The sequence below is a fragment of the Tepidanaerobacter sp. EBM-38 genome (assembly GCA_001896545.1).
Classification (GTDB): Bacteria; Bacillota; Thermosediminibacteria; order Thermosediminibacterales; family Tepidanaerobacteraceae; genus Tepidanaerobacter.
Genome location: MPOT01000029.1, coordinates 1 through 20,830, shown reverse-complemented (window position 1 = coordinate 20,830; position 20,830 = coordinate 1). Strand labels below are relative to the sequence as shown.

At 37.9% G+C, this 20,830-nt stretch carries 15 protein-coding genes; 4 read left to right on the top strand and 11 right to left on the bottom strand.

Annotated features, from left to right (window positions below; all coding sequences use genetic code 11):
• The first annotated feature begins 302 nt into the window (after positions 1-302).
• The 3 genes from BUC45_RS03285 (at position 303) to BUC45_RS03275 (ending at position 4,159) form a co-directional block, all read left to right on the top strand.
• Positions 303-1,295: an ATP-grasp domain-containing protein gene (locus BUC45_RS03285; RefSeq protein WP_296970305.1), complete on the top strand. Its 993-nt coding sequence runs from the start codon at positions 303-305 to the stop codon at positions 1,293-1,295.
• 63 nt (positions 1,296-1,358) lie between these two features.
• Entirely contained in the window at positions 1,359-2,288 is a 930-nt protein-coding gene (fba, locus tag BUC45_RS03280; RefSeq protein ID WP_296970303.1) for a class II fructose-1,6-bisphosphate aldolase, read from the top strand.
• Between the two features lie 353 nt (positions 2,289-2,641).
• Complete coding sequence (locus BUC45_RS03275) at positions 2,642-4,159, top strand: M1 family metallopeptidase (RefSeq protein WP_296970301.1); 1,518 nt, start codon at positions 2,642-2,644, stop codon at positions 4,157-4,159.
• Here the strand turns inward: BUC45_RS03275 and BUC45_RS03270 are convergent.
• The 6 genes from BUC45_RS03270 to BUC45_RS03245 form a co-directional block, all read right to left on the bottom strand.
• On the bottom strand, positions 4,149-4,949 hold the full coding sequence (locus BUC45_RS03270; RefSeq protein ID WP_296970300.1) for a L,D-transpeptidase: 801 nt from the start codon (positions 4,947-4,949) through the stop codon (positions 4,149-4,151). The genes BUC45_RS03275 and BUC45_RS03270 overlap by 11 nt on opposite strands.
• 262 nt (positions 4,950-5,211) lie before the next feature.
• Positions 5,212-6,687 (bottom strand): glutamate--tRNA ligase, encoded by a 1,476-nt coding sequence (gltX, locus tag BUC45_RS03265; protein WP_296970298.1) that lies wholly within the window; start codon positions 6,685-6,687, stop codon positions 5,212-5,214.
• Positions 6,688-6,828: 141 nt separating this feature from the next.
• Positions 6,829-8,031 (bottom strand): nickel pincer cofactor biosynthesis protein LarC, encoded by a 1,203-nt coding sequence (gene larC / locus BUC45_RS03260; protein ID WP_296970296.1) that lies wholly within the window; start codon positions 8,029-8,031, stop codon positions 6,829-6,831.
• A gap of 54 nt (positions 8,032-8,085) precedes the next feature.
• Positions 8,086-8,841, bottom strand: a complete 756-nt coding sequence (gene larB, locus BUC45_RS03255; protein WP_296970294.1) for a nickel pincer cofactor biosynthesis protein LarB — start codon at positions 8,839-8,841, stop codon at positions 8,086-8,088.
• The gene (gene larE, locus BUC45_RS03250) at positions 8,829-9,662 is read right to left on the bottom strand and encodes an ATP-dependent sacrificial sulfur transferase LarE (protein WP_296970292.1); all 834 of its coding nucleotides are present in this window, start codon (positions 9,660-9,662) and stop codon (positions 8,829-8,831) included. Before larE ends, larB begins: the two co-directional genes overlap by 13 nt.
• Before the next feature lie 52 nt (positions 9,663-9,714).
• Positions 9,715-11,916 carry an ATP-dependent RecD-like DNA helicase gene (locus BUC45_RS03245; RefSeq protein ID WP_296970291.1) on the bottom strand — a complete coding sequence of 734 codons (2,202 nt, stop codon included), beginning with the start codon at positions 11,914-11,916 and terminating at the stop codon, positions 9,715-9,717.
• A 236-nt stretch (positions 11,917-12,152) separates the two neighbouring features.
• Here BUC45_RS03245 and BUC45_RS03240 point away from each other — a divergent pair, with 236 nt between their 5' ends.
• The gene (locus tag BUC45_RS03240) at positions 12,153-13,850 is read left to right on the top strand and encodes a glycosyl hydrolase family 18 protein (RefSeq protein WP_296970289.1); all 1,698 of its coding nucleotides are present in this window, start codon (positions 12,153-12,155) and stop codon (positions 13,848-13,850) included.
• On the opposite strand, the gene BUC45_RS03235 is transcribed toward BUC45_RS03240, so the two are convergent.
• The 5 genes from BUC45_RS03235 to BUC45_RS03215 all read right to left on the bottom strand — a co-directional run bounded on the left by BUC45_RS03235 (position 13,847) and on the right by BUC45_RS03215 (position 20,689).
• Entirely contained in the window at positions 13,847-15,550 is a 1,704-nt protein-coding gene (locus tag BUC45_RS03235; RefSeq protein ID WP_296970287.1) for a sensor domain-containing diguanylate cyclase, read from the bottom strand. The genes BUC45_RS03240 and BUC45_RS03235 overlap by 4 nt on opposite strands.
• Positions 15,551-15,892: 342 nt before the next feature.
• Positions 15,893-16,540 carry a response regulator transcription factor gene (locus BUC45_RS03230; protein ID WP_296970284.1) on the bottom strand — a complete coding sequence of 216 codons (648 nt, stop codon included), beginning with the start codon at positions 16,538-16,540 and terminating at the stop codon, positions 15,893-15,895.
• A gap of 14 nt (positions 16,541-16,554) precedes the next feature.
• A complete protein-coding gene (locus BUC45_RS03225) occupies positions 16,555-17,709 on the bottom strand; it encodes a sensor histidine kinase (protein ID WP_296970282.1) in 1,155 nt (384 codons plus the stop codon).
• Between the two features lie 167 nt (positions 17,710-17,876).
• Positions 17,877-19,073, bottom strand: a complete 1,197-nt coding sequence (metK, locus tag BUC45_RS03220) for a methionine adenosyltransferase (protein ID WP_296970280.1) — start codon at positions 19,071-19,073, stop codon at positions 17,877-17,879.
• Positions 19,074-19,105: 32 nt separating this feature from the next.
• Positions 19,106-20,689 (bottom strand): HEAT repeat domain-containing protein, encoded by a 1,584-nt coding sequence (locus BUC45_RS03215; protein ID WP_296970278.1) that lies wholly within the window; start codon positions 20,687-20,689, stop codon positions 19,106-19,108.
• Between the last annotated feature and the right edge of the window lie 141 nt (positions 20,690-20,830).

Genomic DNA, 20,830 nt, shown 5'->3' with positions numbered 1-20,830 from the left:
TTACTATGTTTTATATATTCTACATTTTTTTCAAAAGTCCTTCTTTAAAAATGAAAATATTTTTTAATATTATATTTTATTTTTATATAATCTAAATACATTAATTACACACCAACAAATATGGCCTTACAAACTTAAGCTCCGCTCTTTTTAGGCACCACTGCGCATCAAAAAAGGCTTTAGCGATTTTTGAATATAATTAAATTTTCACTTTACATAATGCCTTGTAAATGTTATTATATGAGTGAAAATTGAGAATTCTTTTACGTTTATTATAATATCATTTATCAGGAGGTCGAGATATGAAAATTGCTGTTCTTATCGATAAGCCAAGGGCTGCGTTTTTGCCAAATGAAGAGGGTTTTCGAGAAGATGAACAAAAAAGGAAAACTGCTCTAGGTTTACAAGAAGTTATCTCAAAATATCATGAGTGTGTTATCCTTGAAGCCGATATTAATCTTCCTTTAGAATTAAGTGCAGAAAAAATTGATTTTGTCTTTAATCTATGTAATGGTATAAAAGGAGCGGACAAGCTCTCGCAAGTCCCTGCTTTTCTTGAGTTTATGGGTGTTCCATATACCGGTTCTTCTGTTCTGGGCCATGCTCTGGCTTCAAATAAGGTATATGCCGGCAAAATCATGAAAGGCATAGGTATAAATACCCCTGATTTTATTTATGTGCATAATGTAAATGAACTTGATTGGCATGATATAACTTTCCCTGTTCTTGTAAAGCCCTGCGATGAAGGGTCTAGCCGCGGTATTTATCAAGACAGCCTTGTATATAACATGAAATCGTTAAAGGCAAAGGTTGCAGAAAACTTAAGGCTGTATAACCCTCCTGTCATGATAACCGAGTTTATTGATGGAAAAGAGTTTCACGCAGGGCTTATCGGCAATGGTGATGATTTGTACTTATTACCTATAGAAGAGATATGCTTGGATAATCTTCCGGATTCCATGGCAAGATTTTACAGTTTCGAGGTAAAGGCATACCATAAAGACAAGACAACTTATATATGCCCTGCTATTATTGATGAAGGATTATCTGCTATGATTTACGATATAGCAAAATGCGTGTTTGAGGCTTTGTCACTACGAGATTATGCTCGTTTAGATATTCGTATAAAAAATGGCATTCCATATGTTTTGGAAATAAACTCGCTACCCGGATTGTTAAACGGGTATAGTGCTTTTACTCGAATGGCAAATGCCTGTAAACTGGGATATGAGGGACTTGTAATGAAAATCTTGGAAAGCGCCTTCAAGCGATATGAAATCACTACCTTTACTTAAACCTTCCAATTTATCAACTTTTGTAATATACTTATGTTAATAAATAATATGGGAGGTTTACCTATGCCGTTAGTAACTTCAAAAGAAATGTTTAAGAAGGCGTACGATGGTAAGTATGCCATAGGTGCTTTTAATGTTAATAATATGGAAATAATTCAGGGCATCGTAGAAGCAGCCCAGGAGGAAAAGGCTCCTCTCATACTGCAGGTATCTGCCGGCGCTAGAAAATATGCAAAACCGGTATATTTGAAAAAATTAGTTGAAGCCGCAGTTGACGATAGCGGCCTTCCGATAGTTCTTCACTTGGACCATGGCGAAAGCTTTGAAATATGTAAATCATGTATTGATGATGGCTTTACATCAGTTATGATTGATGGTTCAAAATATCCTTTTGAGGAAAATATAGAATTAACAAAAAGGGTAGTGGATTATGCGCATGAGCGAGGCGTTGTAGTGGAAGCAGAACTTGGTCGACTTGCAGGAATTGAGGACGCGGTAAAAGTATCCGAGCAGGATGCCCTTTTCACCGACCCGGATGAAGCAGTTGAGTTTGTAGAGCGGACTGGAGTCGACTCACTTGCTATCGCAATTGGAACCAGTCATGGTGCCTACAAATTCAAAGGTGAGCCCAAACTTGATTTTGAAAGGCTGGAAAAGATTTCAAATATGCTGCCGGGCTTTCCTATAGTACTGCACGGTGCATCTTCTGTACCTAGCGAATTCGTAGAACTTTGTAATAAATATGGCGGCCAGATTCCCGGTGCGCAAGGTGTTCCGGAGAGTATGCTTAGAAAAGCTGCAGAAATGGGCGTTTGCAAAATCAATATAGACACCGACTTGCGTCTTGCAATGACAGCATCTATTAGAAAATATCTTGCAGAAAATCCGTCGCATTTTGACCCGCGTCAGTATCTTGGACCAGGCCGGGATGCAATCAAGCAAATGGTCATACATAAAATGAGAAATGTCTTGGGATGCAGCGGAAAAGCTTAAAAACAATAATAATTTAACAGTGTTTAAGAATACTAAAAAGCTCTGCTCAGTCTAACGAGCAGAGCTTTTTTATATAAATTTCTCCGGTAAACATATCTTTAAAATATGACTATTATAATCCTAATGCTAAAGCCCTTTCAAAGATAAATATAAAATCAGAAAGCAGCAAAACTTTAAATCAGCTAGAAAATATTGACATTTTTAGCTTAAAATCGACTTTTTACTGCAAAATTAAACTTTATTTTTCTTTTTTAGAGTTTAGAAGGATTTAATGCTTTTACATAGAAATAAATATAATATACAATATATGGGAAAATATTAGCTTGTTTTTCATTTATTTAGGAGGATTTGTTTTGAAAAAAGTTGTTACACTTGTTGCTGCTGTATTGCTTATATTTTTGATGTTTCTTATTGTAAAAAACGTCTTTTTACATCCTATAGTAAAGACTGAGGCGCAACAGCCCGAAGAAAGCCATACTGTTTATCTGCCACCTGAGAGAAATGTTTACGACATTAAGGTCGAATATAACGGAATAAATAAGATAAAAGCCGTAATGAATTTAACATATGTAAATAATACTGAGGACATTTTTAAAGAACTCTATTTTCATCTTTATCCCAATATATTTTCAAGCTCTGCCCGTGTGCCTTTTTTTAAGGAAGACTTTTATCGCGCATTTCCTAAAGGCTTTAGCCCCGGTGGAATAAAAATACAGCAAGTTGAGCAAGATGGTAAAGATGTTGCCTGGTCTTTAATCGAAGACGATGAGATACTCAAATTAATATTAAACCATCCGGTAGACCCCGGTAATGTATCAATTATAAATATACAATTTGAGCTTACTGTCCCACAGGCCAAATTTCGTCTTGGCTACCAGACATTTGGAGATGGTAAAATAACCTTGTCGCTAGGTAATTGGTATCCTGTCCTGGCAGTGTGCAAGGATGGCAAGTGGAATCTTGATAAGCATTACGCTATAGGCGACTGCACTTACAGCGATATATCAGATTACACCGTAAGTTTTACAGTGCCGAAAGACTTTACAGTTGCTGCATCAGGGATTTTAGAGGAAAGCTACACAAAAGATAATAAGGCGATTTTTATTTATTCCATTGACAGTATACGAGAATTCGCCGCAGCTATAAGCAATAATTATCAAACTTCAACAGATATAGTTGATGGCATAAAAATAGTGTCTTATTTTCACCCGGAGGATAAGCGGGGTGGTTTTATGGCACTAAATATTGCAAAATATGCCCTTGGTATTTTTAATGATGCGTTTGGAAAATACCCATACCCGGAGCTCAGGATTGCCGAGGCTAATTATTATCTGGGAGGCATGGAATTTCCCACTTTTATAATGATGGATGCTACCAAATATACGGAACCACATATAGCAAGCACTTCCCTGGAAAGATCTACCGCCCATGAAGTCGCACATCAATGGTGGTATGGTTTAGTCGGAAGCGACCAAATAAACGAGCCATGGCTGGATGAAGGAATAACTGAATTTTCCACTGCCTATTATTTCGAAAAGCGCTATGGACAGCCCGGCAGAGATTCATATTTCGGCAGATATGTGAATACCTCTGTAGATTTTGTCATGAAAAATCATATACATATGCTGGACCCTCTTCCGCTTTTTAAAAACCAGCAAGAATATTTTACAACTGTTTATACATCCGGTGTATTATTTTATGAAGACCTGAGAAATCAAATCGGTGAAGAAAACTTATTAGACTTTTTGCGGTCATATCTAGAAACGTTCAAGTATAAAAATGTCAGCCTAAAAGAGTTTGAAGAATTCTTGAGAGGCAAAAAATATGAAGCTCTCGATGAGAGCTTCTACGACAAATGGCTTAATCCTTGATTACGACCGGAGTGCCCTGTGGTATGTTTTTATAAAACCATAGGGCATCATCTAAGGAAAGACGTATGCACCCGTGAGATGACTTTTGACCCAGTTTTTCCGCTTCTTCTTCAATAATCTTTTTGTTTTCGTCAAAGGGCACGCTATGGAAAAGATAGTTGTTATTAAATCTTACCCAATAGTAGCCACCTTGTTTATACTTAGGGCTGTAAAAAGAGTCCCCTCTTTCACCTATGCGGTACAGACCTTCGGGGGTACCACAGCCATTTTCATCTAGTCCTGTGGAACATGAAAAAGTTTTAATAATGTTACCATTTTCGTAAATATCTACCTTCTGTTCACTTAAATCAACTATTACCCCAAATTTTTCATCCAAATCAACTTCTTTTATGTATTCTGTGGGAACAAAACCGCAAATTGGTTTCATTGTTCTATAGTCCCTACAGCTCACTTCTGTATAGCCATTATCTAAATTCTTTATAACTTCTACATGTACCAAGTCTCCATAAACCACACCTAAGCTTTTGGAATCTGAAGACGGCAGCTCCCTGATGTTCACGGCTGTTATTTCATTGGCTTTTAAGACGGTTATCTTGCTTGGAAACTTGCTTAATGGTTTTGGTTCAATCTCTTGCAATACATCAATTTCAGGTTTTTCCAGTATGATATTTTCTGATTCTGCACCTTCTGTCGAAAGTGGAGCAAACTCAGTTTTTTCTCCGGTTATCCATGGTATCATTACAGCTGAGGTCAGCACAATCAAAAAAGTAATTACTTTGATAGGTTTCAAGTCTATATCCTCCTTGTTTCCAAGCTTTATAAAGTTCTATTATTACGCTACATTACATAATATCACACTTGTCCACAAATATCATCATATTTTAATCTATTTATGATGCCGTTGCAGACAAAAAGCAGCACAACTTAGTATTTAAAAGCGGCTGCTTGCAAAACTTGCGCTTATGAATTCTCATAAATAAAAGAAGCCATGCATAAGATAGCTTTTTAGCTACATTAATGCATGGCCTTGGATTTTATGATGAAAAACTAAGCTAATTGCTCTTATTACTAATCCATTGTGCAGCTTTTCTCATGCGTTCCACGGTCTTTTCCCTGCCTAAAAGCACGATAATGTCAAAAAGGCCGGGGCCAACAGTCCTGCCGGTGATAGCAAGCCGGGTGGGATGAATAATTTCAGCCGCTTTTAGCCCCATATCGGCCGTAATATTTCTAAATGTTTCTTCGGTTTTATCATGAGTAAAATCTTCCAATTTTTCTAAGGCTTCGGCACCCAGTGTCAAAAGCTTTGCGGCATTTTCCTTGGAAAAATGTTTTTTAACGCCTTTTTCTTCATATTCCGTCACATCCTTAAAGAAAAAGCTTATAGTATCCGCCAGCTCATCCAGGGTTTTTGCTCTGTCTCTGGAAATTTCAACTACCTTTTTGATATAGTCAAAATTATCCCGTGCCTCTTCTTCGGTAATAATACCCTTCTTAATCATAAATGGTATAGTCTGCTCTGTTATATACTCCAAATCTAACTCGCGCATATAGTGACCATTTATCCATGTTAGTTTCTTTACATCATAGATGGCTGCTGTTTTGTTAACTCTTTCCAGTGTGAATTCTCTTATAGCCTTATCCATGTCAAAGATTTCTTCAGTTCCCTCAGGTGACCACCCAAGCAGCGTTAGATAGTTTATTATAGATTCCGCAAGATAACCTTGATCTCTAAATTCTTCCACAGAGGTTGCTCCATGCCGTTTACTAAGTTTACTGCGATCCGGTGCTAATATCATCGGAACATGAGCAAACTTTGGTATTTCATAGCCTAAAGCCAAATAGGTCTGAATCTGTTTAGGCGTATTGGAAAGATGTTCTTCAGCTCTTATAATATGAGTCATTTTCATAGCATTGTCATCAACAACACATGCAAAATTATAGGTGGGAATGCCGTTAGATTTTACTATAATCAAATCATCTAAGACAGAGTTATCAAATACTACCGTCCCACGAATAAGGTCTTCTACTGCAGTTTGACCCTCTTCAGGCATTTTTAACCTTATGGTATATGGTCTTCCCTCATCTTCAAACTTTTTTCTTTGTTCCGGCGTAAGGTTGCGGCAGCGGCCATCATATTTAGGCGGTTTGCCGGCTTTAAGAGCTGCTTCACGCCGCTCAGAAAGCTCTTCAGGACTGCAGTAACAATAATAGGCTTTCCCTTCGGCCAAAAGCCTGTCTACTTCTTTTTTATAAAGTTCCAATCGCTGTGATTGAAAATACGGGCCAAAATCTCCTCCTTTTTCCGGCCCTTCATCCCAGTCAAGGCCAAGCCATTTTAGGGATCTTATAATCTGCTGCGTAGATTCTTCGGTGGACCTTTCGGTATCAGTATCTTCTATCCTTAACACAAATGTTCCGTTATTGTGTCTTGCAAAAAGCAGGTTAAAAAGTGCCGTCCTGGCTCCACCTATATGCAGACTGCCGGTAGGGCTAGGTGCAAATCTGACTCTTACATTTTCTGACATAAAAAAACACTCCTATCAAAGCTATTCAAATATTATTCTTAAAAAACAGTATTACAGTATTATCGCAAGATAATGCTTGCTTACATAAATTTAGTATAGCACTATGAACTTTGCTTTACAAGAATCAACCGATCATCCTGCTCATCCTGCTAAAAACTGATTTACAATTTCATAAGCCTTCAGTAAAGGCATCTTGTTGTTTTTAGCCAAACATTTCATATCTTCATATTCAGGGGTTGTTCTGATGATTTCGTCGCCTATTTTAGCTATCTTGACCCTTAGATTCCCTAAAGGTGTATTTATTTCTTTTATCTCTCTAAAAAGCTTTATACGATCCGACACCAATTCCCTTACACCCAAAGTAGCGGTTTCCCTAAGCATAGTTTCCGCCAAATGCTGCTTTTTATCCGGCGGACAAAGACAGGTAATCTTTATCCCGGGTCGGGTCTTTTTCATGATTATTGGTGTAAGAAACACATCTAATGCTCCTTTTTGAAAAAGGCTTTCAATAGCTCCCTCATATAGCTCGGGATTCATATCATCTACATTCGCTTCAAGGATTGCTATTTTATCCTTTTCCAAATCGTTTGTATGTATGTCGCCGGTATTGCAGTATTCTTTAAGCAAGACCGCCCTTAAAACATTTGGAGACTTTCTCTCGGCCTTACCCAATCCATAACCGGATTTTTCAGGAATTCCCAAGGGCATAGACCCGAATTCGTCAACAAATATGGTTAAAAGAAGTGCTCCCGTTGGCGTTGTAAACTCTCCTGATTCCTCTGCCGCATATACGGGAACTCCTTTTAGAAGTTCTATGGTAGCAGGAGCCGGTACCGGTAGGATTCCGTGGGCGCAGTTTACCGTTCCTGAGCCGACGTTGACCGGCGAAGCATAGACCGCTCCAGGGTTTAGCATGTCCATAAGAATACATGAACCTACGATATCCACAATAGAATCCACCGCCCCTACCTCATGAAAATGGATTTCTTCCGGAGGCTTGTCGTGAACCTTACCTTCCGCTTCAGCTAACTTATAGAAAGCTTCTTTGCTTTTTTGTTTTACATCTGATTTTAGTTTGCTGTTGTCAATTATCTCATATATTTGCTTTAAACCCCGATGCGGATGATGCTCATGAGTTTTCACCATAACATCTGTGCCTGTAATGCCGCCCTTCAACGCCTTTTTTATTTCCACTTCATAATCATGTAAAGGAAGTTTTGTAAGTTCACTTAAAAATTCTTCCTTGTCTAACCCCAAATCCAGCATGGCACCAAGGAACATATCTCCACTTATGCCGGAAAAGCAATCCAGGTATAAGATGGTTTTGCTGTTACCGTTTTTCACAGCGCTCACTCCCTCATATCTTAATTCGTAGTTGATTTACATAATTTATTTATCCTATTCACTCTTTTCTCCCAGCCGATTAATTTGATGGGCAACATATGCCGCACCAAAGCCGTTATCGATGTTGACTACCGATACACCGCCGGCACAGCTGTTTAGCATTGCAAGCAAGGCAGAAAGGCCGTGAAAGTTGGCTCCGTATCCTATGCTTGTGGGAACCGCCACCACGGGTTTGTCCACTAATCCCCCGACTACACTGGCCAATGCTCCTTCCATACCGGCCACAACTATTATTACTCTGGCTGATTGAATTACTTTCATATTCATCAACAGCCGATGGATACCTGCCACTCCCACATCATACAGCTTCTCTACCGGATTGCCGAACAGCTCTGCAGTTACAGCAGCTTCCTCGGCCACAGGTATATCTGATGTCCCAGCAGTTACAACCGCAATAATACCCTCGTTTTTCAAGACTTCTTCTTGCTGAACTGCAAAAATCCTTGCAGGTTCATAGTATTTTGCATCCGGGGCAATAAGCTGCACTTCGTGAAATGTCTTTAAATCCGCTCGAGTTCCCATAACATTGTTGCCGCTTTTCAGCATGTGCCGGGTTATTTCCACCACCTGAGTCGTTGTCTTGCCTTGGCAGTAGATTACTTCCGGCACTCCTCGCCTAAGGCTTCGATGATTGTCAATCCGAGCAAATTCCAGATTTTCATAAGGCAAATTTTTTAGTTCTTTTAAAACATCATCAACTGTTACATCTCCTGCCTGCAATTTTTCAAGTAATCCTCTTAATTTTTCCAAGCTGCTCTGTCCCCCTCTTTTAGCTCCTCATTCATGCTGCCTGTCCTATATCCTGTCAAATCCAAGGTAATATATGTGAAACCTAGTTTTTTAAACTCATTTGTTATTTTATCACGAAAGCTTTGCTCAAAAAACCTGTTTATTTCCTCCGGCAAAACTTCAATTCGTGCAAGGTCCTCATGGCTGCGGACGCGAAATTGATAAAACCCGAGGCCTCTCAATAAATCCTCGGCCTCGGACACCCTTTTAAGTTTTTCCCGAGTAATTTTTTCTCCATATGGAAATCTAGAAAAAAGACATGCATATGAAGGTTTATTCCATGTAGGAAGTCCCATTTCTTTTGAGGCTTTTCGTATTTCATCCTTGGTCAAGCCTACTTCTTTCAATGGGCTTATAATACCCAGTTCCTGTATGGCAACCATTCCTGGCCTGAAATCTTCAGTATCGCTAAAGTTCGAACCCTCCACTACAAAATCATAGCCTTGTTCTCTGGCAATGTTGATAAACTTATTAAATAAATACCGCTTGCAAAAGTAACACCTTTCGGGAGGGTTGTCTAGGATACCAGGGATATTCAACTCATCTAATTCTATTATTATTTGCCTGGCATTTAGGAGGTTTACCAAGCCTTGAGATTCTATAAACTCTTTTTCAGAGAAGGCCCCAGACCTGGCGGTTACTGCCAAGACATGATCCCTACCCAAAACATCCATACATACCTTTAATAGGAAAGTGCTGTCAACGCCCCCTGAAAAAGCTACCACCACCTGTTTGAGTGCCTGAATTCTTTGCTTTAGATTGGAGAGTTTCTGTTCTAACATATCATTTCCACCTCTCAACTAAGTAAAATATCTACACTGAATCAAAAGTGAATTAAATGGAACCGTCCCTAAAAATTGCTTGGGAAAATTCGTCAATTATCCTGTCACTTAGATGGCCATAGCGTCTCAGTGACCTGTTGTTTTGTATGGATATTGTCAGGGCTTGTTTTGTACCCACAAGTACTATTAGTTTCTTAGCCCTCGTAACGGCAGTATATAAAAGGTTCCTCTGCAGCATCACATAGTGCGAGGTTGTGATAGGCATAATAACTACCGGAAATTCGCTGCCTTGGCTCTTATGTACAGAAAGGGCATAAGCAAGACTTAATTCTTCTATTTCTTGACCTTGATAAGCCACTTCCCTTTCTTGCCATGCATCTGCAAAACTCACGATGACTACATCTTCATCATCAATTCTGACAATTCGGCCCAAGTCGCCGTTAAATACTTCTTTATCGTAATTGTTTTTAATCTGCATGACTTTGTCACCTTCACGGAAAACGCATGCACGATAATGATATTCCTTCTTGCGCCTGTTTGGCGGATTTAAAATCGACTGTAAGTTGTCGTTTAAATTAGCAACACCTACTAACCCTTTTTTCATTGGTGTCAGTACCTGAATATCCTCAAATGGATCAAAATTTCCGTAATTAGGTAACCGGTTTTTAGTCATCTCCAAGATAGTTTCCAATATATCCTCAGGTAGGAGAACCTGCTCGAAAAAAAAGTCCTTATCTTTCACGTTTATATATGGAAAATAACCTTTATTTATCCTATGTGCATTTACTATAATCATGCTTTCCTGTGCTTGCCGAAATATCTCATCAAGAACCACTACCGGAATTCTATCGCTTTCAATGATTTCTCTCAAGACACTGCCCGGCCCTACCGATGGAAGCTGGTCTTTATCTCCTACCAAAATAAGTCGAGCACCCGGTCTTACTGCAGACAGCAGATGATGCATGAGAATTATATCAACCATGGACATTTCATCTACAATAATAACATCTTCATCTAAAGGATCGTCCTGATTCTTGCCAAAAGCCATGCCGCCTTGCTCATATGCATTATATTCTAACAATCTGTGGATTGTCTTTGCTTCAACTCCTGTAGCTTCTACCATCCGTTTTGCAGCTCGACCTGTTGGCGCTGCAAGTGCCACCTTTAATTCTTGCTTTTTGAAAAATTCCAATAAGCTCTGAATTGTTGTGGTTTTACCGGTGCCCGGACCTCCCGTAATTACCAACACACCATGCTGTGCCGCTTTTTCAATGGCTTCCCTTTGACGCTTAGCCAGCCTTATATTGCAGCACTTTTCTATCTCATTTATAGTTTCATCGGTAATTTCCAACGGCTCGTCTATCATAGCAGCCAATAAAAAAAGCCTGCGAGCGACGGCCTTTTCCGAATAGTAAAAAGCGGCCAAATACACATCTTCCCTGCCCCATGCCCTCTCTACAACAATATCTTTCTTTTCCTCAAGCGCTAAAAAAGCTTGATTTAAAGGCTCTTTTTCTACGGATAAAAGTTCCGAAGCTTTATGCAGCAACTCCTCAAGCGGCATAAAAACATGGCCTTCATCTGCGGCCTTTACCATAGCATATTTCAAGCCGGCACAGAGACGTTCCATAGAGTCGCGTTCCATACCCATTTTTTGAGCAATATAGTCGGCTGTTTTAAATCCGATTCCATATACTTCGTCTGCTAAACGATAAGAGTTTTCCTTCAGTATTTGAATTGATTTTTCTTTATAGTTTTTATATATTTTTACCGCTACATTAGGACCAATTCCATATTCTTGAAGAAACAACATGATATCGCGAGTTTCCTGTTGCTGGCTATAGGATTCAGTTATCATTTTAAGTTTTTTCTCTCCAATACCGGGAACACTTAAAAGCTTTTCAGGTGAGTTACTTAAGACCTCCAAAGTTTTTTCTCCAAATTCTTCTACGATTTTCTTTGCCATTGTAGGACCTATGCCGCGAATTACCCCTGATGCCAAATAGTTTTCTATACCCCTGACAGTCGCCGGCATAATCGTCTCATAAAACTCGACCTTGAACTGATGCCCGTAATTTTTATGTATAGTCCAATTTCCCTTGAGTTTTAATACTTCCCCGACTTCAAGACAGTGAAAATACCCTATAGCCGTAATTAAATCATCGCTATCTTTTACTGTAATTTTTGCAACAGTAAAACCATTTTCCTCATTATAATATGTAATTCTCTCTACAACACCTTCCAGCTCAATCATATAAAGCACTCCATTGATGTACTAAAACACAGTTTTAGCCTTGTAATAATAGACCTGTTCGGTTTATTCTAACATTTTTTGAATATACGTGCAACTGCCTAACTTTCTAGTGTTCGAGAAGTTATTGGCATATTTTAAGTCCATCAAAAATAGAGGAACTGAAAGTTTTTTGTCGAATTATATCAATTAATTATTCTTTAATTGTCAAATAAATTATTTTTATCACGGAGGAAATAATGAGCGTAAAACCTGCTACCCAATCAAACTCAATTGCTTTTGTCGCTCTTTTTTTAATGATGTTACTGTTTTTCTGCATCTTCTGTTTTACAGATATTTATACAGTTTCACCGCTGCCGGATAATAAGCCGATATTGGTTATTGAAAACATGGTATTGTCAGAAGAAACTCCCTTCATAATCGAGAACAATCATGTGCTTTTATCATATAATATTATAAAAGAGTATCTAGACCCTTATATATTCTGGGACTTAGCGGAAAGTAAAGTTACTATTACAACACTTGATAAAACCGTTCGCCTCGCAACAGAAAGTCTAACCGCAATGATAAATACAAAGCCCACAGAAATATCCTTGCCTGCAAAAATCCTGGCAGCTCAACAACAGCCATACATACCCATTCGGCTTTTAGAGGATTTGTATGGCATAAAAGTTAAAGTAATTCAAGATAAAAACCGCGTAATTATTGATAAAAACCTTAATACCCATAAGATAGGTAAAATAATATCTGATGAAACTATTATGAAACTTTCGCCTACATGGCTTTCTGCAAGTGTAGCTAAAATTAAAAAATCCGATAATCTCACCGTATATTCTCTCGAAGACGGGTGGTTTCAAGTCAGAACTGAAGACGGCTTAATTGGTTACATCCTAAAAAATCATCTGGAGGTATCTGAAATGCCGGAAATGACCGAGCGTAAACCTGATTATCGGCGATATAGCCCCGGTAGAGGTAGGCTCAACATGGTATGGGACTATATTTACAAAGTTACACCTGATAAGAGTATGGAATCTGTTCCATTAGGCCTTGATATAATATCTCCCACCTGGTTTTCAATTATCGATGGTCAAGGAACCATTGATAGCAAGGCTGACATTGCTTATATAGAATGGGCACATAAAAATAATCTGGCAGTTTGGCCACTTATAAATAATAACTTCGACCCGGATATTACCCATGAATTTTTATCAAGTTCTGAAACTCGCGATAAGATTATCCGGCAAATTCTGATGTATGCTGAACTTTTCCGTCTAGATGGCATTAACCTTGATTTTGAAAATGTATATCTTGAAGACAAAGGACTTTTGGTCCAATTTGTTCGTGAACTTGTCCCTATCCTTCATGAAGCGGGTATTGTCGTATCTATGGACGTTACTGTCAAATCTACAAGTCCCAATTGGTCCATGTGCTATGACAGGAAGGAATTGGGTAAAGTCGTGGATTATGTAATTTTAATGGCATATGATGAGCATTGGGCAACAAGCCCTATCAGCGGTTCTGTCGCCTCCATAGGCTGGGTTGAAAAGGGTATTGCAACTCTTTTAGAAGATGTGCCTCCGGAAAAGGTTATACTGGGTTTACCTTTTTATACACGCCAGTGGGAGGAAGTATCTGATGATGGTGGCAACACAACAGTTAAATCTACAGCTCTTTCCATGGCTCAAGTAAAAGAAATACTCGAAAAAAATGAGGCTAAAATTAGTTGGGATGAAAAAGCCGGACAAAATTTTGCCTACTACAAAAAAGGAGATTCGGTTTTTAAAATATGGCTGGAAGATGAAAAATCCATTAAGCTAAAAGCTGCTCTTATAGAAAAATACGGCCTTGCAGGAGCCGCAGCGTGGAGAAAGGGGTTTGAAGAACCAGAGATTTGGGATGTGCTTTATAGCAGCTTAAAATTACCATCAAAAATTTAAGTTTCCATACTTATATTCTGCCGAAATATTACAACCCTGTTTCGGCCTTCTTTTTTAGCTCCAAAAAGCATGGCTTGGTCGGCCTTGTCAACCAAGTCTTCTACCGAAGCTGCATTAGTCGGATATGCCGCAATACCGGCACTTATAGTAATATATATATTTTCATTTTCTACTGTAGCCAGCGCAGTTTTTTCAACAATTTTTCGCATGCGCTCTGCAATAATCATTGCTTCAAGCGGCGGAATGCCCGGTAATATTATAGCAAATTCTTCGCCTCCATATCTGCCTATAATATCCTTATCCCTTACATTTTTCTTTAAAACATCGGCTAAATTCTTTAATATGATATCTCCTACAATATGGCCATACATGTCATTATATGTTTTAAAATGATCTACATCGATGATAATAAGACTAAAAATACCGCCGGCATTGTTTATACCTCTCATTTGCCGTTCCATCTCCGAGTATATATAGGTATGATTATATAAACCGGTAAGTCCGTCAGTAATTGCCATTTGGGAAGTTTCATCAAAAAGCTGTGCATTTGTCAATGCAACGGCAGCTTGGCTTGCCAGGATATTCATCAGTGTTAAATGTTTTTTGGTATAGATATTATTTTTTTTGCTGGTAAGCACAATACCGCCTATGAGCTTTTTATTTGTTGTAAGAGGCACTGCTAATATGGATTTTATGCCATCCGGGCCAATTGATATATCTTTTAAGTCTGTGCTCTTCTTATGACAGTTGTTAATTATTTCTCCTTTACGCGTAAAAATATTGTATCCAAATATTTGTTCATCAGGTTTTAATTTATGATATTTAAATGTTTCATTTTCAAAGCCTTCATAAATAGCCGGTACTAAATATCCGTTCTGATATACATATAAGCATATCGTATCCCAAGGTGCTATGCTCTGGGCATAACTAAGCACTATATCCATCACCATCTCAATATCAAGAGTCGATGCAATACTCGTAACCATATCATAAAGAGCAGTCAGTTCACAGTTTGTCTTGATTAGATTATGATACAAAATATATACATAAACTACAGCCAGATAAATAACCAAGACTAGCACAGTTTCGAAAAAATCGTGTTTATTATATATACTTACTATTGATATCCCGGCAGGTACTGCTATCAGATATGTCGAAAAATCCATTAGTACAGACTTTGAAATCCGCTTAGGTATTGGTCTCTGCTGCTTTAAAACTATGTAATATTCTACCAATAGATTGTTAAGTAAAAAATAAATCGTTATGGGCAAGCCCTGCACAACTATCTCATATGTAAGATTATTATTTATAAAACTCTTTTTGTTTAATGAATATAACTGTGTAGCACAGAAAAAACTTATCATATACTGGCCCACATTGAATACGGTTTTCTCCACGCTGTCGTCTAAGCAATTTTTCACTTTATAATATATTTGACAGATTAATACGCTTAAAACCTTCATCACAGCTGCTGATGCAGGACCAAAAATAAATGCCGCAGAATATAAAAAGCCAAATCCAGCACTTAAATAACTACTATCTACCTGCACAGTTTGCAGCTCCGATATAGTCATAAATAGCAAAAATATTATGTAACTTATGTTTGGATTTTCCTCAAAACCGAATACAACAACTAACACCCCTAAAAACGCAAAACCCAAAGCCCCTATGAGATATGCGTACTTTTTATGTGGTGACATCAGTTAAGCCCCCAAATAATATTAACTTTTATATAATATTTATATATTCTGTATATTATTCTACATAAAAACGATATTTCCTTTTATATCAAGAAATAAAAAAAAGACCCTTACTTCCAGGGTCTTAACCACGAAAGAAAGGGGGGCTTAAAAAAGAACTAAGGGGTAAATCATTTAAGAAGAAATAGGGCTTTCTTAAATTTTATTATATACTAAACTAGTAAAATTTGGTATATTCCACTTGTCCTATTTTACTAGTATTTTAGACCTATTATGACATTTTTTTACACTTTACGTGAAGTGTAGTCGTATTGCTTTTAAGAAAATAAATATACATCTTAGCTAAACAATCCTATTTTTGATAGCAAAAACCGCTGCTTGTGTTCGATCCATCAAGTCAAGCTTGCGCAGTATACTGCTTACATGGTTTTTTACAGTTTTCTCGCTTATACCCAGGTTGATAGATATTTCTCTGTTGCTCATACCTTTGGCTATATCCGCCAAAACTTCTTTTTCCCTAGCCGTAAGGTTTTTTCTTACATCATTATTTGATACAGGCTGTGTTAGCCGATTATATTCAGCCACCAGTGCTCGCGTTAAATTGGGCTGTATGTATGTTTCACCACGGCTTGCGCTTCGCACTGCTTCAATTAGACCCTGGGGTTCTATGTCTTTCAGCACATAGCCGGATATTCCAAGCTTTAATAATTCCAAAAGGTATTCCCTGTCATCATATATCGTTAGAATCACTATTTGTGAATCGACATCCTTCTCTCTTAGAGATTTTGTCACTTCAATACCATTTAACTTTGGCATATTTATATCTAGGAGAAGAACTTGAGGTTTTTTATCAATAACCTTCTCGATGGCTTCAATTCCATCAGAAGCCTCATCTATTACTTCAATATCCTCTTCCATCTCTAAAATTTTCCTAAGGCCTTTTCGCATCAGTACATGGTCATCTGCCAGCACTACAGTAATTTTTTCCAAAACTAAATCCTCCTTTAAAGTCCGTTAGTAAAAGGAATAGTTGCAAATAATTTTGTACCTTGACCCCGTTCAGATTCAATATTAAAAGAGCCATCAACAAGGGCAACCCTCTCTTTTATTGTCATAATACCAAAATGTTGTTCAGAGTCGTTACTATCTTTTGCACATACTTCAAAACCTACCCCGTCATCAGCTATAACTAAATTTGCTTTACCATCACCAAACTCTAGTTTCACAATACAGTTTTTTGCTTTTGAATGTTTTTTCACATTTGTAAGGGCTTCCTGAATTAACCTAAAAATCGTCACTTCGATTTCAGAATCAAGTCTCGTTTTATCCCCAAAAAATCGAAACTCCGTCCTTATACCGGTTTCTTCCTGAAATTCCTCACAATAACGTTTTGTTACTGCTTGCAGGCCAAGATTATCTAAAGATGATGGCCTTAAATTAAATATAATTTTCCTTAATTCTTGCAAGGACGAGCGAACAATTTCTTTTAGTTCGTTCAACTCTTTTTTAGCTTCATTCAAATCTCTATCTATAAGCCTTTCACAAATCTCGGTTTGGATGACTATATTAGCCAATGTCTGAGCCGGCCCATCATGAATATCCCGTGCCACGCGCTGTCGTTCTTCTTCCTGAGCCTTTATGATTCTAGCTGCGAGGTTGCGTCTCTCATTGATATCCGAAATATGGCCCGACATGTCTTTAAGATCACCTTTTAAAAAGCCTAAAGCAACCCCCAACTGCATTGTCAAATGATCTGATTGGTTTAATATATTAAGCATACTTCTTAGATTCCGCTCAAGGTCATCTCGTTTTTCTCTAAGCTGAATTTCTTTTTGACGCTCAATAGAAAGTTTTATCTGTATATCCTTAGTTTCCTCATAAGCAGCTTTTATATCTTCCTCCGAGTGTTTTTCAAAGTCCCGGCTTACTGTCATTAACTTAAATTTAGCTGCTTTTTCAAGCTTAACTAAGTTATCAACCTCTTTTATTCTATCTTTAACTTGAGCTTTTAAGTCTTCAAGCTCCCTTTCCATGCGTTCGCATTCTTGTTTTGCATACTCAAAAATGTTAAAAATCTCTTTTTGTCCTTTTTCAATTGCATCAATAGTAGAATTTATCACTTCATTTAGATATTCTATATTCATATGGGCTTTATTCATAATAAACCCCCATTTATTTTTGTACCAAATATCACAATATATCAGATATTATATTCGATGAAAATCTAGGATATCCCTTCTTTTGACATGCAAATCGTGGTTTGTCATATTTTGCCTTTTTATCTGCGTCTACAGTTATTGACAAAAACAAGTAAAAAAGCAGCCTACTAAAGGCTGCCGGCTTGTTTTTTTAATATTTCTGCTTTATCTACTTTCTCCCAAGGTAGGTCTAGCTCGTCCCGCCCAAAATGCCCATAAGAAGCTATCTGTCTGTATATCGGTCTTCTAAGATCTAAATCCCTTATAATGGCACCAGGGCGAAGATCAAAATTATTTATTACTAACTTTTCAATTTCTTCATCAGGCAAAATTCCCGTACCAAATGTATCAATCATTACCGAAACCGGTCTTGACACACCTATGGCATACGCAAGCTGAAGCTCACATTTGGAAGCAAGGCCTGCTGCAACAATATTTTTCGCCACATAGCGAGCTGCATAAGATGCGGAACGATCGACTTTCGTAGGATCTTTACCTGAAAACGAGCCTCCACCATGGCGCCCGTAACCACCATATGTGTCAACTATGATTTTGCGACCTGTCAAGCCCGAATCGCCGTGGGGTCCGCCGACAACAAAGCGGCCTGTGGGGTTAACATAAATTTGTGTTTTTTTATCCATTAAATGTGCCGGAATTATTTTTTTGATGACTTCTTCTATAATGCCTTCTTTTAAAGTCAAAAGTTCCACCGAAGAGCTATGCTGAGCAGAAACCACAATCTTATCAATCCTTACAGGTTTTGAATCTTCATACTGCACCGTGACCTGTGTCTTCCCATCAGGTCTTAAAAACGGAAGTACATCATTTTTTCTGACATCAGCAAGCCTTCTTGCCAACTTATGAGCAAGCGAAATAGGCATAGGCATTAGTTCAGAAGTTTCATTTACGGCATACCCGAACATCATGCCTTGATCGCCGGCACCAATCTTATCAAATTCATCAGCATTGTCCATGCTTTGCCGTGCTTCATATGCGCAGTTAACTCCCATAGCAATGTCAGGTGATTGCTCATTTATACTGGTAATTACTGCACATGTGTCACAGTCAAAGCCAAATTTAGCCCGAGTGTATCCTATTTGCTTTACGGTTTCTCGAGTAACGCTAGGAATATCCACATAACAATCAGTTGTAATTTCTCCCATAACCAGTACCAAACCTGTGGTAACAGCCACTTCGCACGCAACTCTCGCCAAAGGATCTTTACTTAAAATCGAGTCAAGAATAGCATCAGCTACTTGATCACATATTTTGTCAGGATGTCCTTCAGTTACTGATTCTGAAGTAAATAAAAAGTTTTTCCCCATTTTGTACCTCCTTTTTTGTTTCAGGCTCTTGACTATTCAAAGTCGCTGGGATTAAATCGCATGTCAAAGCCATTCTTCATGTTATTTAAAGCTACTTTTATACTTTCAACTATCATCCTCTGAATAAAAGGATGATGATACAATGGCTTGATATCCATATGCAAAAAAGCGCAAAGGGTGGTTTTTGCTATTTCTGTTTGACCGGCTTTGTCTAAAAAATCCGCGGACAGTTCCAACATCCTTTTTACCTTATCTGCATTAGGTTCAATGAGCTCTTCGGTAAATCTTGCAAAAAGCTTTTCCGCTTTTTGGTATGTCATTTTTTTTATTAAATATCCTTTTCTAGACTTGTTTTCTTCAGCATAATCATAAACTCGGGGGTGTGCTATAAACCAGTCATTAAAAAAGCTATGATTAAATAAGTCAAAAGTACTTTTAAAACATTCTTGGTCGTTTTCAATTGATTCCAAATCATAGCCTGTAAATTTCGGATAGTAAGGCTCGCAATTTATGCGGCAATTTTGCTCCAGTAGATGTTTCCAAAAATAAAATTGATATGGAATAGGATAATCTTTTGTTTTATTGAAAAATAGTGCGTCACCTAATAATGTAATTGCGTAATCCAAATCACATTTTGTTACGACTGTTGTCCTTGAAAAATCTTTCACCGAAGAATTAAATTCTCGAGTCGTTATATTTGAAACTCCCCAACAGTCCCTAACACCCATATCAGTGCTTATAAGCAAATTCATAAAGCTTAACTTTCGACTCTTAAAAGGGTTTTTCCAGGCTAGCCACAACACACGGCTTCCTATACCATCTATGGAAGAAATAAATACCTTTGTTGGGTTCTGAAGATTTTCCCAAGGCTCAAAAAATTCCATAGATATGCCGTTAAATTTCAACCTTTGAGATTCACGATGTGCTATCCTTTGTATATCTTCCTCAGCAGATTTAGTTGCCAATTTATATAAGACATACAGCGCTTTGCCTGATTTTATCTGGCCTAAAGCTTTTATAGCTTCATGGGCCACCGGATAATCGTCAACTGATGCTATGATTTCCAAAAGAGGGATTGCCCTTTCATCTTTCTGTGCTCCCAAATCTTTTATATAAGCAAGTTTCATTTCTAAGGAAAATTCATCCAAATCATCGAGTATGTAAGGTATTAAAAAAGGATCACTTTCAATATCCTCAAGCATTTCAGCCATTGAATCAGATGCCATCTTATCAAAATCTTCCATTATTATTTCAAGCGGAAGCTCACTGGCATCTATTCCATAATGAGTCAACACTGCCAATATCCGAGCTTTTATACGGTCGGAAACACTAGGCATTATTAATATATCCATCAAAGGTTCGACTACACTGTAGTCATTGGCAAATTCCAATGCATAGCAAACAATGGGGGCAATTTCCTCGTCATTTTCCCTGAGTTTGGCCAAGCAAACGGGTATTACCTGTTCCCCAATGCGGAAAAGTCTTTTCATGGATTCATCCATTTGCCATATTGTTTGCTCCGTATCCTTTAAAGATTCTAGATAGTCCAATATTTGTTTTTTATATAAAAGTCGGTAATCAACTTTGGGTGCTTTTTCCTGAATTCTTTTCTGCATTGCCCGCTCCTTTCCTTAATTTGAAAAATCATTTTATCTATTGCACAAAAAAGGTGAAATTGGCTATTTGTCGCAATATCATTAAAGGGAATTACTCAAAACCTCTTTTAGAAGGTCTAACGGCAGCTCAAATTATCTTTT

What these genes read in the sequence shown, in the direction of transcription:
- BUC45_RS03285 (WP_296970305.1), top strand. Translation starts at nt 303, where the DNA reads ATGAAAATTGCTGTTCTTATCGATAAGCCAAGGGCTGCGTTTTTGCCA.
- fba (WP_296970303.1), top strand. Translation starts at nt 1,359, where the DNA reads ATGCCGTTAGTAACTTCAAAAGAAATGTTTAAGAAGGCGTACGATGGT.
- gltX (WP_296970298.1), bottom strand. Translation starts at nt 6,687, where the DNA reads ATGTCAGAAAATGTAAGAGTCAGATTTGCACCTAGCCCTACCGGCAGT.
- larE (WP_296970292.1), bottom strand. Translation starts at nt 9,662, where the DNA reads ATGTTAGAACAGAAACTCTCCAATCTAAAGCAAAGAATTCAGGCACTC.
- BUC45_RS03245 (WP_296970291.1), bottom strand. Translation starts at nt 11,916, where the DNA reads ATGATTGAGCTGGAAGGTGTTGTAGAGAGAATTACATATTATAATGAG.
- BUC45_RS03240 (WP_296970289.1), top strand. Translation starts at nt 12,153, where the DNA reads ATGAGCGTAAAACCTGCTACCCAATCAAACTCAATTGCTTTTGTCGCT.
- BUC45_RS03235 (WP_296970287.1), bottom strand. Translation starts at nt 15,550, where the DNA reads ATGTCACCACATAAAAAGTACGCATATCTCATAGGGGCTTTGGGTTTT.
- BUC45_RS03225 (WP_296970282.1), bottom strand. Translation starts at nt 17,709, where the DNA reads ATGAATAAAGCCCATATGAATATAGAATATCTAAATGAAGTGATAAAT.
- metK (WP_296970280.1), bottom strand. Translation starts at nt 19,073, where the DNA reads ATGGGGAAAAACTTTTTATTTACTTCAGAATCAGTAACTGAAGGACAT.
- BUC45_RS03215 (WP_296970278.1), bottom strand. Translation starts at nt 20,689, where the DNA reads ATGCAGAAAAGAATTCAGGAAAAAGCACCCAAAGTTGATTACCGACTT.